The 14836-nt window shown below is 64.7% G+C and carries 15 protein-coding genes; 8 read left to right on the top strand and 7 right to left on the bottom strand.

Going from position 1 to position 14836, the window contains the following annotated elements:
* Positions 1 to 408: 408 nt before the first annotated feature.
* The 5 genes from Q1Y33_RS04325 to Q1Y33_RS04305 form a co-directional block, all read right to left on the bottom strand.
* Positions 409 to 645: a hypothetical protein gene (locus Q1Y33_RS04325; RefSeq protein WP_300798517.1), complete on the bottom strand. Its 237-nt coding sequence runs from the start codon at positions 643 to 645 to the stop codon at positions 409 to 411.
* A gap of 100 nt (positions 646 to 745) precedes the next feature.
* Positions 746 to 1210 carry a hypothetical protein gene (locus Q1Y33_RS04320; RefSeq protein WP_300798516.1) on the bottom strand — a complete coding sequence of 155 codons (465 nt, stop codon included), beginning with the start codon at positions 1208 to 1210 and terminating at the stop codon, positions 746 to 748.
* Positions 1210 to 1725 (bottom strand): hypothetical protein, encoded by a 516-nt coding sequence (locus Q1Y33_RS04315; RefSeq protein WP_300798515.1) that lies wholly within the window; start codon positions 1723 to 1725, stop codon positions 1210 to 1212. Before Q1Y33_RS04315 ends, Q1Y33_RS04320 begins: the two co-directional genes overlap by 1 nt.
* 45 nt (positions 1726 to 1770) lie before the next feature.
* Positions 1771 to 2490 (bottom strand): bifunctional demethylmenaquinone methyltransferase/2-methoxy-6-polyprenyl-1,4-benzoquinol methylase UbiE, encoded by a 720-nt coding sequence (ubiE, locus tag Q1Y33_RS04310; RefSeq protein WP_300798514.1) that lies wholly within the window; start codon positions 2488 to 2490, stop codon positions 1771 to 1773.
* A gap of 13 nt (positions 2491 to 2503) precedes the next feature.
* Complete coding sequence (locus Q1Y33_RS04305) at positions 2504 to 3748, bottom strand: FtsX-like permease family protein (protein WP_300798513.1); 1245 nt, start codon at positions 3746 to 3748, stop codon at positions 2504 to 2506.
* Positions 3749 to 3900: 152 nt separating this feature from the next.
* Between Q1Y33_RS04305 and Q1Y33_RS04300 the strand changes: the two genes are divergently transcribed.
* The 5 genes from Q1Y33_RS04300 to Q1Y33_RS04280 are packed head-to-tail and all read left to right on the top strand — an operon-like array spanning position 3901 to position 9236.
* Positions 3901 to 4659 carry an SDR family NAD(P)-dependent oxidoreductase gene (locus Q1Y33_RS04300; protein WP_300798512.1) on the top strand — a complete coding sequence of 253 codons (759 nt, stop codon included), beginning with the start codon at positions 3901 to 3903 and terminating at the stop codon, positions 4657 to 4659.
* Positions 4660 to 4665: 6 nt separating this feature from the next.
* Entirely contained in the window at positions 4666 to 5433 is a 768-nt protein-coding gene (locus tag Q1Y33_RS04295; protein ID WP_300798511.1) for a zinc metallopeptidase, read from the top strand.
* Positions 5434 to 5440: 7 nt separating this feature from the next.
* Positions 5441 to 7042 carry a hypothetical protein gene (locus Q1Y33_RS04290; RefSeq protein WP_300798510.1) on the top strand — a complete coding sequence of 534 codons (1602 nt, stop codon included), beginning with the start codon at positions 5441 to 5443 and terminating at the stop codon, positions 7040 to 7042.
* Positions 7039 to 8541: an MBOAT family O-acyltransferase gene (locus Q1Y33_RS04285; protein WP_300798509.1), complete on the top strand. Its 1503-nt coding sequence runs from the start codon at positions 7039 to 7041 to the stop codon at positions 8539 to 8541. The genes Q1Y33_RS04290 and Q1Y33_RS04285 overlap by 4 nt, the downstream gene beginning before the upstream one ends.
* A gap of 20 nt (positions 8542 to 8561) precedes the next feature.
* Positions 8562 to 9236, top strand: coding sequence for a phosphatase PAP2 family protein (locus Q1Y33_RS04280; protein ID WP_300798508.1), 675 nt, complete (start codon positions 8562 to 8564; stop codon positions 9234 to 9236).
* A gap of 38 nt (positions 9237 to 9274) precedes the next feature.
* Here Q1Y33_RS04280 and Q1Y33_RS04275 read toward each other — a convergent pair whose 3' ends face one another.
* Positions 9275 to 9493 carry a hypothetical protein gene (locus Q1Y33_RS04275; RefSeq protein ID WP_300798507.1) on the bottom strand — a complete coding sequence of 73 codons (219 nt, stop codon included), beginning with the start codon at positions 9491 to 9493 and terminating at the stop codon, positions 9275 to 9277.
* Positions 9494 to 9672: 179 nt separating this feature from the next.
* Between Q1Y33_RS04275 and lysS the strand changes: the two genes are divergently transcribed.
* On the top strand, positions 9673 to 11397 hold the full coding sequence (gene lysS / locus Q1Y33_RS04270) for a lysine--tRNA ligase (RefSeq protein WP_300798506.1): 1725 nt from the start codon (positions 9673 to 9675) through the stop codon (positions 11395 to 11397).
* Positions 11398 to 11764: 367 nt separating this feature from the next.
* Positions 11765 to 12523: a triose-phosphate isomerase gene (tpiA, locus tag Q1Y33_RS04265; protein WP_300798526.1), complete on the top strand. Its 759-nt coding sequence runs from the start codon at positions 11765 to 11767 to the stop codon at positions 12521 to 12523.
* 123 nt (positions 12524 to 12646) lie between these two features.
* Here tpiA and Q1Y33_RS04260 read toward each other — a convergent pair whose 3' ends face one another.
* Positions 12647 to 13084 carry a PepSY-like domain-containing protein gene (locus tag Q1Y33_RS04260; RefSeq protein ID WP_300798505.1) on the bottom strand — a complete coding sequence of 146 codons (438 nt, stop codon included), beginning with the start codon at positions 13082 to 13084 and terminating at the stop codon, positions 12647 to 12649.
* 272 nt (positions 13085 to 13356) lie between these two features.
* On the opposite strand from Q1Y33_RS04260, the gene Q1Y33_RS04255 reads away from it, so the two are divergent.
* Complete coding sequence (locus Q1Y33_RS04255) at positions 13357 to 14667, top strand: beta-mannosidase (RefSeq protein ID WP_300798504.1); 1311 nt, start codon at positions 13357 to 13359, stop codon at positions 14665 to 14667.
* The last annotated feature ends 169 nt before the right edge of the window (positions 14668 to 14836 follow it).

Here is a 14836-nt window from a genome sequence, read left to right as displayed (position 1 = left end):
GGAAGATGGTGGTTTACGCATAAGATGCTGCATCGAAGTGTCTCGCATATCATGCGTGCCATACCCGATCTGTTTTCATACACGCGACACCCTAATGTACCGAAATCCTCAAACTCTATTGAGTCGTTCTTCGGTCACTTGAAGGATAATTTAAGAATCCATCGCGGACTCTCGGAACAACATTTTAAGGACTTTGTAAAGTGGTATCTTTTCCTGAACAGCAATGATGGAATTATTAAGAATAGAAAATGACCAGAATCGTACAATTCTGGCCATTTGTCCCAATATAATACCAACCACTTTTGGCATCATTACCTTTTGTTTCGGCCTGTCTCCCGGCCGACGGGGACAAAAAAAGGGGGGATTCCCTCAAGGAATCTCCCTCACTCTCATAACCGGAAAATCCGATTATTTTGCAGCCTCGGCAGCCTTCTCGGCGCAGCAGGTCTTCGTCGAATCGCACTTCTCGCAGGCAGCGCAGGCAGCCGAATCACACTTCTCGGCGCAGGCGCCCTCGCATGCCGGAGCAGCTACAGCCTCCGTAGCGGCAGCCTCTGCCTCTGCGGCCTTCTTCGTGGTATTGCCGCAGCAGCCCACCATGGCTACGGCAGCCAGCACGATCACAAAAGAAAAGATCTTTTTCATAGCGTTAAATGTTTGATGAGTGTTTCTTAAACGCCGCAAAGATATATATTCGTGTGAAAAAGGCAAATGAAAAAATCATTTTTTTCAAAAAGTCCGATTCCTACTCCAGCAGGTCGGCGAGTTTCAGCTCCTCGTTCTTGAGAAAGGCCTTGGGAAAGGTGGCCGAAACCCTGCCTTTCAGGATGATCGCCTCCTCGGAGGTGAGGCAGTTGCCTACCGACACCGAGAACCAGGGACTCTCGTAGACCATATAGACCCTGATGCCGGGATAGGTCTCCTCGAAGAGGGTCTTGGCGGCTTCGGCGCCGGCCCGGGCATCCTGCCCGTTGTCGAAGAAGATGCAGACGCGGTAGCCGCGCACGCGCAGGCGCTGCCCGTCGAGCGACGCATCGGCCACGGCACGCGCCGCGTCGCCGTGCTCGGTGACCGTAACGCGCGATTCGCCGAACTGCACGCCCGAAACCTTCGGCACGGCCAGCTGCGCCTTGAAGGCATCGAGCGACTGTGCGGAGGCCCCGACGGCAGCCGCCAGGAGGAAGAGCGAAAGGAAAAGTCTGCGCATCATTATTCGAGATAGTTTTTCAGGTCCTGGAACTTCAGGCCAAAGATATTCAAAAAATCCGACAACGGCATCATCTCGTGCGAAATATTTACCCGTGCGGGGCCCCCGCGCCCCACGATCTCGCACGAGACCGCCACCCGCGAGATGTCGCCCGCACGCAGCCGGCCCGAGAGCGCGAGGTAGGCCAGCGGATCGGAGACATTCATCTTCCAGCGCGTCACCACGCGCTCGGTCGTGCGCCGCGGCACCCCGACCTCCCCGTGCAGCAGGAACGTCACCACGCGGCGGCCGGCGTAGAAGAGGTCGAACCGCGCCTCGCGCAACGAAAGCCGGTAGCGCGTGCCGTTCTCCACGAGCACAATGAGCTCCGCACCCGAAAAGCCCATGCGCCGCACCGGCTCGACGGCTTCGATGCGGATCTTCTCCCGGGCCCGCTCCACCGCCCGGCGGCAGGAGACCGTCGGCAGCGTCGCCGCCAGCAGCAGGGCGATCAGCAGGATTCGCTTCAAGATTCGCATAGGCTCACTCCGGATTGCATGCCGATTCCGTTCCGTTGTCCCGGGTTACTTCTCGCCCGTATAGATCTGCGCGATGCCGAAACTCTGGCTGCGGGCCCGGCAGCCGTTGAAGCCCGCCCGCGCGAGCATCGCGAGGAACTCCCCGGGAGCGGGGAACTCCCCGACCGAGACGGGCAGGTATTCGTAGGCCTGCCGGTCGTGCGACACGGCCCCGCCGATGCGCGGCAGCACGCGGTAGGAGTAAAACTCGTACAGCGCCCGGAAAATCCGGTTCCGCGGGCGCGAGAACTCCAGGATGACGACCTTGCCTCCGGGTTTCAGAACCCGGTGCAGCTCGCGGAGCCCCGCCTCGAGGTTCTCGAAGTTCCGCACGCCGAAGGCCACGGTCGCCACGTCGACCGAAGCCGCGGCGACGGCAAGATGCTCGGCGTCGCCCTGCTCGAGCAGCACCCGTTCGTCGAGCCCGCGGGCCGCGACCTTGCGGCGTGCCTCCTCGAGCATCCGCTCCGAGAGGTCGACGCCCAGCACGCGCACGTCGGGAATGCGGCGGGCCATCTCGATGGCCAGGTCGCCCGTGCCGGTCGCCACGTCGAGGATGCGGCCGGGGCGGCAGCGGCGGACGATCCGCACGACGTGCCGCCGCCACAGGCGGTCGATGCTCATCGAGAGTGTATGGTTCAGCAGGTCGTAGCGCGGAGCGATGCGGTCGAACATTTCGCGCACCTCCTCTTTCTTGGACTGATCGGTATGATAGGGTTTTGCCATGGTCTGACTGGTTTTATTCGTATCGGATGGATTCGTCGGGACGCACCGTCGAGACGATGTGTGCGGGCAGGAGCAGCAGCAGGACGATGACCGCCACGAAGCCCGCATTGAGCAGCAGCCACCAGCCCCAGTCCAGGGAAACGGGCACCTCCGAGAGGAGGTAGCCTTCGGAGTTGAGCTTCACGAGGTGGAATCCCCGTTGCAGCAGGCACATCCCGACCCCCGCCGCATTGCCCCACGCCAGGCCGCGCAGCGTGATGAAGAGCGCCCGGTAGAGGAAGATGCGCCGCAGCGGGCCGTTGCGCATGCCGAGGGCCTTCAGCAGGCCGATCGTGCGCGTGCGCTCCAGCACGAGAATCAGCAGCGCCGAGGCCATGTTGAAGAAGGCCACGACGAGCATGATGCCGATCACCACGGCGGCGTTCACGTCGTGGGCCCGCAGCCAGTCGAAGATGCCCGGATAGCGTTCCGTGACGCTCGTCACGGCGAGGTTCTCCGTGCCGTCGGCCTCGTCGTAGAGAAGCGTGCGGCCCAGTTCGCGGGCGTAGCGCGGCGCCTCGTCCAGATCACGGGTGAAGACCTCGTAGCCCGAGATTTCGTCCGGCGCCCAGTCCGAAAGCCGCTGCACGTTGCGCATGTCGGTCAGGATCACCGCATTGTCCATCTCGTCCATACCCGAGGAGTAGACGCCCGAGACCTTGAAGCGGTCGCGGCGCGGCAGCTCGCCCGGCTCGACGAAGAGCATCTCCACGCGGTCGCCCACCCCGAGCAGCAGCCGGACCGCGAGCGTGCGCGAGAGCAGGATATCCTTCGTGCGCACGGAATCGCCGATGCGGGGCCACGCCCCCTCGACGAGCCATTCGTCGAAGGCGCTGCGGTCATACGTCGAATCGACCCCCTTGAGCATCACCCCCTCGACCGCCTCGTCCGTGCGAACGATGCCCCCCTTGAGGGCGTAGGGGGCCATCGAGACGAAGCCCCCGGTCGTGCGGATCAGCTCCTCGAGGTGCGCCGTGCGCCGCACGGGCCGCGAGTCGAGCGCGTCGATGCCCCGGATGTCGGTCACCGTGACATGCGCCGCAAAGCCCGTCAGCTTGCGCGCCACCTCGCGCTTGAAGCCCAGCACGACGGCCACGGCGAGGATCATCACGGCGATGCTCAACGCCACCGACACGACGGCGATGCGCTCCATCACCCCGGGACGGTTGTCCGGGGCGGGACGGGCCATGCGGCGAGCGATGAGCAACGGAAGATTCACGTAAGAAGCGATAAGGGTGTCCGGTTTCCGCAAAAAATTCCACGAAACGTCCGCAACGGGGCCCGGAGGCCCTCCGCGCGGGCAAATTGTCGTATAAATTTATGCAAAGTAAAGCAATATTTCGTATTTTTGCCCAAAACATCGCCACTTTTATGAAAAAACAGGCTCTCATCACGGGCGCGACATCGGGTATCGGACGCGCCACGGCCCTGCGCCTCGCACGCGAGGGATATGCCGTCATCGCCACGGGGCGCCGCGCCGAACGGCTGGACACCCTCCGCGCCGAGATCGAGGCGGCGGACGGCGCGTGCACGACGCTCTGCTTCGACGTCCGCTCCGAAGAGGAGGTGCGCCGCTTCCTCGAACCGCTCGGGCGCGTCGACCTGCTGGTCAACAACGCCGGGCTGGCCGCCGGGCTCGAACACATCGACCGGGGCGACACGCGCGACTGGGACGCGATGATCGACACCAACGTCAAGGGGCTGCTCTACGTCACGCGCGTCATCGCCCCCAAGATGGTAGCGGCAGGCGGCGGGCACATCTTCAACATCGGGTCGATCGCCGGCACGGAGCCCTACGAGAACGGCGCCGTCTACTGCGCCTCGAAGCACGCCGTGCACGCCATCTCGCAGGCCATGCGCGCCGACCTGCTCGCGGCGGGCGTCAAGGTGACCGAAATCCGCCCCGGCATGGTCGAGACGGAGTTTTCGCTCGTGCGCTTCCACGGCGACGAGCTCCGTGCCGACAAGGTCTACGAGGGGGTCGAGGCGCTGACCGGCGAGGATATTGCCGAAGCAATCGCATGGTGCGCACAATTACCGGCGCACATGAACGTTAATGATATGGTGCTGATGCCCGCGCAGCAGGCGGGGGCCTACTACACCTGTCGCAAACAAACCGAAAAAAAGTAAAAAAACATGACATTACCGCTTATCGCCCTGCTCCAGGCAGGATATTACACCACCACCCAGTCGCAGGCCGCACACTACTCCGCCGCCACGATGGGCATGTTCGTGCTGATGATCGTCATCGGCATCGCGGGATACATCGTGCAGGCCCGCCTGCAGTCGGTCTTCCGCAAATACTCGCGCGTGCAGTTCCCCGGCGGGCTCACGGGCGCCGAGGTCGCCGAGAAGATGCTGCGCGACAACAACATCCACAACGTGAAGGTCACGCACGTCTCGGGGCATCTCACCGACCACTTCAACCCGCAGACGATGACCGTCAACCTCAGCGATTCGGTCTACTCGTCAAACAGCGTCGCCGCCGCGGCCGTCGCCGCGCACGAGTGCGGCCACGCCGTGCAGCACGCCCGCGGCTACGCGCCGCTGGTGCTGCGCTCGCAGCTCGTGCCCGTCGTGCAGTTCGCCTCGACGGCCGCCACGTGGGTCATCATCCTCGGACTGGTGATCCTGGCCACGACGCGCAACGAACTGCTCTGCTGGATCGGCGTGGGGCTGATCGCCATGTCGGCGCTCTTCTCGCTGGTGACGCTGCCTGTCGAGTACAACGCCTCGGCCCGGGCCCTCGAATGGCTCCAGACCAGCCGCACGATGCAGGGCGCACAGCTCGTACAGGCACGCGAGGCCCTCTCGTGGGCGGCCCGCACCTACCTCGTCGCGGCGTTGAGCGCCATCGCGTCGGTACTCTATTACGTCTTCATGATCCTCGGACGGCGCGAGTAGACGTGCGATGAACTCCCCGGAAAAGAACTACATCCACAAAAGCTGGCAGGCGGTCGCGGCACTCATCGCAGTGCTCGCGGCCGTGAGTTTCATCCCCCCGCAGAGCATCGGGGGCGTGAAGCTGCGCCGGGCCAACATCCTCTCGGACCTGCTCGTCTTCGACGACGCGCAGGCCGCGGCGGAGGAGGCCGAGCCGCAGCTCTTCGACGAGGAGGAGTTCCGGGTCGACATCTCGGAGGTCGCCGAACGCATCGTCGCCGACACGACGGCCCGCGAGGTGCAGACCTCGTTCCTGTGGGACCTCGCACAACCCGACACGGACGGCGTGCCGCGGCACGTCGTGCCCGACACCGTGCGGTGGAGCACGGCGCTGACCCCCGTCGAGGAGGCCGATACGGTCGCCGCGCCCTCGTTCCGCAGCTTCTGCGACACGCTGCTCGCGGCGCGCCGCCCGGTGCGCATCGCCGTGCTGGGCGACTCGTTCGTCGAGGGCGACATTCTGACGGCCGACCTGCGCGAACGGCTGCAGGAGTGCTACGGAGGCGGCGGCCCCGGCTTCGCACCGATGGCCTCGCCCCTGACGGCCTTCCGCCGCACGGTCAAGACCCAGTCGAAGGGGTGGACCACCTACAACATCATGCAGCGCCGCACGGCTCCCGAGGCCCTGCGCGCCAATTTCTACGTCTCGGGCTGGGTGAGCCACCCGGCAGCCGGGGCCTCGACCCGCTGGGAGATGACCGACTACCGGCGGCACCTGGAGGAGTGCACGTCGGCCCGCGTGCTCTTCCTCTCGCCCGCCGCAAGCCGCGTCGAGGTGGCGCTCAACGACACGCTGCGCCGCGAATTCGCCATCCCGGCCGCCGCGGCCGTGCGGCAGATCGAGGTCCGCGCCCCGCGGATCCGCTCGCTCGCCTTCCGCGTCGTCTCGGGCACCGAGGGCTTCATCGGCTACGGCGCGATCTTCGAGGGCGGCGGCGTCACGGTGGACAACTACTCGGTGCGCAGCAACAACGGGCAGGCGATGTTCTGGACCAACCCGGCGGTCAACGCCCAGATCGACGCCTTCGCGCACTACGACCTGGTAATCCTCCAGTACGGGCTCAACATCATGCAGTCGGGCATCACGAACTACCGCGCCTACTCGGCACAGATCGAGAAGATGATCGCCTACGTCAGGGAGTGCTTCCCGCGCGCCGCGGTCCTCGTGCTGGGTGTCAGCGACCGCTCGGTCCGCACCGACGCGGGCTTCGAGCCCATGGACGCCATCCCCTACATGCTCGACTGGCAGCGGCAGGCGGCCCGCAACGCCGGGGCGGCCTTCTGGCCGACGTGCGACGCCATGCGCGCCGAGGGCGGCATGGAGGCCTTCGTGCAGAACGGCTGGGCCGGCAAGGACTTCACGCACATCAACTACGCCGGCGGGCAGAGCGTCGCCCGGGCGCTCTGCGACGCCGTGAATGCCGAGACGCAGCGCATCCACGCCGCACGCGAAGCCGCCGCGCTGCGCCGCCGTCAGGAGGCGCTGCTCGACTCGGCGCGCCGGGCCGAAATCGACCGGCAGCTGCTCCCCGCCGCGACCACCCAACCCCTTAACGCCCCGCTCGAATGACACTGCCCACGGCGGAGGGCCTGGCCGGCAAGCTCCAGGCCCTGCTGACATACGACGCCACGCAGCCGCTGATCTTCAGCAGCGGGCTTTTCCTGTTCCTCTTCGCGGGGTTCCTGCTCGTATACAGCGCCGTGCGCCGCGCCACGATGGCACGCATCGTCTACGTCATCCTCTTCTCGCTCTACTTCTACTACAAGTCGAGCGGCATCTACTTCCTGCTGCTTGTCTTCGCGGCGACGAGCGACTTCCTGATCGCGCAGGCGATCGCCCGCAGCAAGGGGCGCACGGCGCGCCGCTGGCTCGTGGCGTTGAGCGTCGCGGTCAACCTCGGGATGCTCGGCTACTTCAAGTACACGAACTTCCTGGTCGACATCGCCAACCAGCTCTTCGGGCAGGGATTCCTCCAGTTCCAGAACATCTTTCTGCCGGTCGGCATCTCGTTCTTCGTCTTCCAGTCGATGAGCTACACGATCGACGTCTACCGCGGGCAGCTCCAACCCCTGCGCAACTGGCTGGACTACCTCTTCTACCTCTCGTTCTTCCCGCAGCTGGTCGCCGGACCCATCGTCCGGGCCCGGGACTTCATTCCGCAGATCCGCCGCAAGCCGTTCGTCTCGCGCGAGATGTTCGGCACGGGGGTCTTCCTCATCCTCACGGGCCTGTTCAAGAAGGCCGTCATCTCGGACTACATCTCGCTGAACTTCGTGGACCGCGTCTTCGACGAGCCGCTGCTCTACACCGGATTCGAGTGTCTGGCGGGCATCTACGGCTATGCGCTGCAGATCTACTGCGACTTCTCGGGCTACTCCGACATGGCCATCGGCATCGCCCTGCTGCTCGGCTTCCGCTTCCCCAAAAACTTCGACGCCCCCTACAAGTCGGCGACGATCACCGAATTCTGGCGGCGCTGGCACATCTCGCTCTCGTCGTGGCTGCGCGACTACCTCTACATCTCGCTGGGCGGCAACCGCAAGGGGCGCCTGCGCACCTACGGGAACCTGCTGCTGACGATGCTGCTGGGCGGGCTGTGGCACGGCGCCGCCGTGCGCTTCATCCTCTGGGGCGGGCTGCACGGCGTGGCGCTGGCCCTGCACAAGCTGTGGCTCGCCTGCGTGCCGGGGGCCAGGGTCCGTGGCTGCGAGATGCACTGGTGGAGCCGCGCCGCGGGCATATTCCTCACCTTCAACCTCGTATCGCTGGGCTGGCTGATGTTCCGCGCCGAGTCGATGCAGACCGTCACGCTCATGCTGCACCAGATCGTCGAGAACTTCAACGCCCCGATGATCCCGCAGGTGCTCGCGGGCTATGCCGGGGTCTTCGCCCTGATCGGCGCGGGCTACGTGCTGCACCTGCTGCCCGGCACGGTCGACGCGCTGGCGCGGCGCATCGTCGTGAACGCCCCGCTCGTGCTGCAGGTCGTGATGGCCGCGGCGATGATCTGGTGCGTCATGCAGATCAAGTCGAGCGACATCCAGCCCTTCATCTACTTCCAGTTCTGAACACGTAAACCCGCACACAGGTGACACATTTCGACCACAGCCTCTTCCTCGCGCTCAACTTCGACGGCGGCCCCTGCTGGGACCGCGTGATGCTCACGCTCTCCGGCACGGCGGTCTGGATACCGCTCTACCTGCTGATCGCCTGGCTGGTGCTGCGCCGCACGGGCTGGCGCGGGCTGCTGCTCTTCCTCGTGCTGATGGCCGCAGCCGTGGGGCTGGCGGACATCACGGCCGGCATCTTCAAGCACAACGGACTGCTGGGCAACCTGCTGCCGGGGCTGGAGCCCCGCTGGCGGCCGATGTTCACCCCCTCGCTCGAGGGGCTCGACATCGCCCCCGACTCGCTGCGCACGCTGCGCCGCCTGACGCCCGAAGCGCTGCACGCCGCGGGATATTCCGGGCAATGGGCCGTCCACGTCCCCGTCGAGGCGGTGAGCGGCCGCTTCGGCACCGTCTCGGCGCATGCCGCGACGATCACGGCCCTTGCCGTCCTCTCGGCCGCCGTGATCCGCCGCCGGTGGTTCACCCTGCTCGTGACGCTCGCGGCCGCCGCGGTCTGCTACTCGCGCATCTACCTCGGCAAGCACTTCCCGATGGACCTCGTGTGGGGCGCACTGGTCGGCGCGGTGATCGGATACGCCGCCTGGCGGATTTTCCGCCGCTTCGCCATGAAACACAACGGGGCGCTGCAATGACGCAGCACCCCGTTTTCGTTCATCGCCGCCGTGCGGGATCAGCACCCGCTCCCGGACGGGGCGGACACGGCGTCACCGGCAAGGGAGTATCCGGAAGAGGCCGTGCCGCAGCGGCTGCCGTCCGAAGCACCGTCCGTACAGGCTATGGCGAGCACGGAGACGAGCAGCAGGACGACGACAGCCGTCAACAGCAGTGCGGCGACACGCAACGTGCCGCGTTGCGGCAGGGCGAAAGGATGGTGCAGCGTCTGTTTCATGGGCTGATTGCTTATGGTGTGCTGCAAAGGTAGGCGCACCGTCCTGCCGTCGTTTTTCAGATCGTACATATTCTTTTGCAAACGGTATATAAGCGATTCGCCGCAGCCGCGGGGACGAAAATCCCCGGAAAATTATTACCTTTGCACGGATCAATACGAAATATCAAAAAAGAGACTATATGGCTATCGAACTCAGTGAACAGGAACAGTTGCGCAGACGGTCGCTCCAGGCCCTGCGCGATCTGGGCATAAACCCCTACCCCGCAGCACGTTACGACGTAACGGCCACAGCCCGTGAAATCGCCGAAAACTACGACGAGGCGAAGGGCAACTACCAGCAGGTGCGCATCGCCGGCCGCATCATGTCGCGCCGCATCATGGGCAGCGCCTCGTTCTTCGAGCTGCAGGACCACACGGGCCGCATCCAGGTCTACGTCCGCCGCGACGACATCTGCCCCGAAGGCGACCCGACGCTCTACAACACGGTCTTCAAGAAGCTGCTCGACATCGGCGACTTCGTGGGCGTCGAGGGCTTCGCCTTCCATACGAACACCGGCGAGCTGTCGGTGCACTGCCGTGCGCTGACCGTGCTCTCGAAGTCGATCCGCCCGCTGCCCGTCGTCAAGGAGAAGGACGGACAGACCTTCGACGCCTTCACCGACCCGGAGGTGCGCTACCGCCAGCGCTACGTCGACCTGGTGGTCAACCCGCAGGTCAAGGAGGTCTTCATTAAGCGCGCCCGCATCCTCTCGACCATGCGCGAGTTCTTCAACGAGCGGGGCTACGTCGAGGTCGAGACCCCGATCCTGCAGCCCATTCCGGGCGGCGCGTCGGCGCGTCCCTTCATCACGCACCACAACGCCCTGGACATCGACTTCTACATGCGCATCGCCACGGAGCTCTACCTCAAGCGGCTGATCGTCGGCGGTTTCGAGGGCGTCTACGAGTTCGGCAAGAACTTCCGCAACGAAGGCATGGACCGCACGCACAACCCCGAGTTCACCTGCATGGAGATCTATGTCGCCTACAAGGACTACCTCTGGATGATGGAGTTCACCGAGCAGCTGCTCGAGCGCGTGGCCATAGCCGTGAACGGCACGACGGAGCTGACCATCGGCGGCCGGCAGATTTCGTTCAAGGCGCCGTTCCGCCGCCTGACGATGACCGACGCCATCCGCGAGAAGACCGGCTACGACATCACGGGCCAGAGCGAGGAGCAGCTGCGCGAGGCCTGCAAGCGGCTCAACGTCGAGACCGACGAGACGATGGGCAAGGGCAAGCTCATCGACGCCATCTTCGGGCAGTACTGCGAGGAGGAGCTCGTCCAGCCGACGTTCGTCTGCGACTACCCCATCGAGATGTCGCCGCTGTGCAAGCGCCACCGCGCGAACCCCGACCTGACGGAGCGCTTCGAGCTCTTCGTCAACGGCAAGGAGCTCTGCAACGCCTACTCGGAGCTGAACGACCCGATCGACCAGCTGGAGCGCTTCCAGGAGCAGCTGCGCCTCTCGGAAAAGGGCGACGACGAGGCGATGTTCATCGACATGGACTTCGTGCGCGCGCTCGAATACGGCATGCCTACCTGCTCGGGCATGGGCATGGGCATCGACCGGCTGACGATGTTCATGCTCGACCAGCCCTCAATCCAGGACGTGCTCTTCTTCCCGACGATGCGCCCCGAAAAGAAGGTCGTGGCCGATGCCGCGGAGAAGTACACCGCCATCGGCGTACCCGAGGAGTGGGTGCCGGTGATCCAGAAGATGGGCTACATCACCGTCGAGTCGCTGCGCAAGCTCGCGCCGGGCAAGTTCTTCAACGACCTGTGCGGCTTCAACAAGAAGAACAAGCTCGGGCTGAAGGCCCCCTCGATGGAGGAGGTCAAGGCGTGGTGCGCCGGGGAGTAAATACGGCAGGAGGATGGCACCCGGAAGAGAAGGCAAACTGCTGCATGCGGCGCTCATCGCCGCGGCCGTTGCACTGAACGTGCTGACGCTTGCGGGCGTCGTGCAGGCCCCCGTCTGGCGCTGGATCGCCGCACTGGGCTGCGGCGCGGCATGGGGCTATGTCGCCCTCGGCGTCGCGAAGCGCATGACACGGAACGCGCAGGCCGCGTTCACGGTGCTCTGTTACCTGGTCTTCCTCGCCATGCCCCTCATCGGGCGCACGGAGACGACCCGCACGGGACATCTGCTCACTACGCTGCAGGTGGTGTTTCTCTGGGCGCTGATCGTTGCAGTTTTTTATGACATCTTTTATAAAAACAAACCGAACATGAGAAAGAAAATCGTAGCCGGCAACTGGAAGATGAATACGCTTCCCGCCGAAGGAGTCGAACTCGCCAAAGGAGTCGTGGCAGGCCGTCAGGAGGTTTGCTCGTGCGTGAACTTCATCGTATGCCCGCCGTTCACCCACTTCGCCCTGGTGGCCGAGGCGCTGAAGGGCTCGGACATCGAGCTCGGAGCACAGAACTGCGCCGCCGAGGCCAAGGGTGCCTACACGGGTGAGGTCGCCGCGTCGATGATCGCCGCCCTGGGCTGCAAGTACGTGATCCTCGGCCACTCGGAGCGCCGCCAGTACTACGGCGAGACCTCCGAGACGCTCAACAAGAAGATGGAGCAGGCCTATGCCAACCACCTGACGCCGATCTACTGCGTGGGCGAGAACCTCGCCGAGCGCGAGGCCGGCAAGCACTTCGACGTGGTGAAGGCCCAGATCGAGGAGGTGGTCTACCACCTCACGGAGGAGCAGTTCAAGAACCTCGTGATCGCCTACGAGCCCGTATGGGCCATCGGTACGGGCAAGACCGCCACGGCCGACCAGGCACAGGAGATTCACGCCTACATCCGCCAGGTGCTGGCCGCCAAGTTCGGCGCCGCAGCTGCCGAGTGCCCGATCCTCTACGGCGGTTCGTGCAAGCCGTCGAACGCAGCCGAAATCTTCGCCAAGGAGGATGTCGACGGCGGTCTGATCGGCGGTGCCGCCCTCAAGGCCGAGGATTTCCTCGCCATCGGCAAGGGCTTCGCGAAGTAGTCCGCACCCGACACAGCGGTCCGGCGGGTTGTACGTGCAGCTCCGCAAAGGACCGTCCGGATACAAAAATCCCGGATTTCCACTGCTGGAAATCCGGGATTTCGTTTTGTCGGCGCCGGGGCGTCAGTCGTCGATGTCCGTCACGTTGAACTGCTTGTCGAACTCAATCTCCAGTCCGTTCGAGAGCTCGATCTCCCACGAGTAGCGCTTGCGCTCGATCTTGCAGACGGTCTGGTTCGGGAAGGTCTTGGCGACATAACCCTTGATCTGCTCCGGCACGATGTCCGCGGGCACGGCCGCATACTTGCGCTCCACGGAGGTCCAGGCCCCGTCCGAATCGAACTCCACCTCGGTGCGGTCCGTATAGGTCACCTCGTACTCCGAACCGATGAACTGCGGGTCCTCGACGGCATAGGCGAAGGTCAGCTCCGCAAAGTGGCTCTTCAGGAAGGTCTGCGCCGCGGCGGGCAGGCGGTCCAGCGAGATGGGACGGTCGTTTCCGGCAAAGGCGGTCGAAATTCCGGCAAGCAGCAGGGCTGCGGCGATAATGGTCTTTTTCATGGTCGTGTTGTTTTTTGAGTTTGTATTTGTCGTTTTCGTTCTTGTCACAGTGCAAAGGTCGGGCATAATTCTGAAAGGAATCTAAAATCCGGCATCCGGTCCGCATTTTTTTTATCCGACCGCCTTTCCGAGCCGGAAAAGAGGGACCGGAAGGGCATCCGAACCACCGGAAATGCAAAAAAGGCATGCCGGGCGGAGCGGAACGGCAAATTTTTCCTATCTTTATCGGGTCCGCGCCGCATCCGCGGACGCAGAACCCAAATCCGAATGCAATGAGACACCTGACCGCCGAACTCGCAAGCCCCCTGCTCGGGCTCTTCGCCTGCTGCGCCATGCTGACCTCCTGCGGCTCCGCCGCATCCCCCTCCCCCGCCGACTTCGTGCGGGTCGAAGAGGGGCGCTTCGTGCTCGGGAACGAGCCCTGCTACTTCGTCGGCACCAACTTCTGGTACGGACCGATCCTCGGCTCCGAAGGGCCCGGCGGCGACCGCGCCCGCCTCGGGCGCGAGCTGGACACGCTGGCTGCCTGCGGCCTGAAGAACCTGCGCGTACTGGTCGGCGCCGAGGGCCCCGGAGGCGTTCCTTCCAAAATAGCCCCGATCCTCCAGCCCGCACCCGGGGAGTACGACGACGCGCTGCTCGACGGGCTCGACTACTTCATGCAGCAGCTGGCGCTGCGCGGCATGAAGGCGGTGCTCTACCTGACCAACTCGTGGGAGTGGTCGGGCGGCTACTCGCAATACCTCGCCTGGGCCGGGGCGGGCGAGGCGGCCATCCCGGCCGTCGACGGCTACCGCGCCTACGTGGAGTATGTCTCGCAGTTCATCCCCAACGCCCGGGCCCGGGCGCTCTATGCCGACCACGTGCGTTTCATCGTGGGGCGCACGAACCGCTACACGGGTGTCCGCTACGTCGACGACCCGGCGATCTTCTCGTGGCAGATCTGCAACGAGCCGCGCCCCTTCGGGGAAGAGAACCACGAAGCCTTCGCCGAGTGGATCGGGGAAACGGCCCGGCTGATCCGTTCGCTCGACCCCAACCACCTGATCTCCACGGGATCGGAGGGCATCGTCGGCTGCGAGGGCAACGAAGCACTCACCGAGCGCATCCACGCCTTCCCGGAGATCGGCTACCTCAACCTCCACATCTGGCCGAGCAACTGGCAGTGGGTCGACAAGGAGCATCTGGCCGAGGGGATGGACAACGCCCTCGCGGAGACCGACCGTTACATCGACCGGCACCTGGCCATCGCCGAACGGCTCCGCAAGCCCGTGGTGATCGAGGAGTTCGGCTTCCCGCGCGACGACTGCCGCTTCGGGCGGGGCACGCCGACGACGCTGCGCGACCGCTACTACGCCGCCCTGCTCGACCGGCTGCAGGCCTCGGCGACGGAGGGCGGGCTGCTGGCCGGTGTCAACTGCTGGGCCTGGGGCGGCGAGGCGCAGCCCGCACACCGCGACTGGCAGCCGGGCGATCCCTGCTGCGGCGACCCGGCGCAGGAGCCGCAGGGGCTCTACTCGGTCTTCAACGACGACACGACGGTCGCCTTGCTGCGCGACGCCGCACGGCGCCTGCCGCACTGATCCGCCGACCCGAACGGCATACGCAAACGGGAGCCTGCCGGTTTCGGCAGGCTCCCGTCACAAAAAACGCAGGGAACCTGAAAGGGAGGCGGCGCAACCGATTCCATCGGTTCTGCACCTTCACAACCCCCATCGGAGAAGGTCCGGCCGCAATCCGGGCAGACGGCCA

This window comes from uncultured Alistipes sp., assembly GCF_949296715.1.
Taxonomy (GTDB): Bacteria; Bacteroidota; Bacteroidia; order Bacteroidales; family Rikenellaceae; genus Alistipes.
Note: the sequence above shows the minus strand (reverse complement) of the source record. Positions and strands in the feature narration are given on the sequence as shown.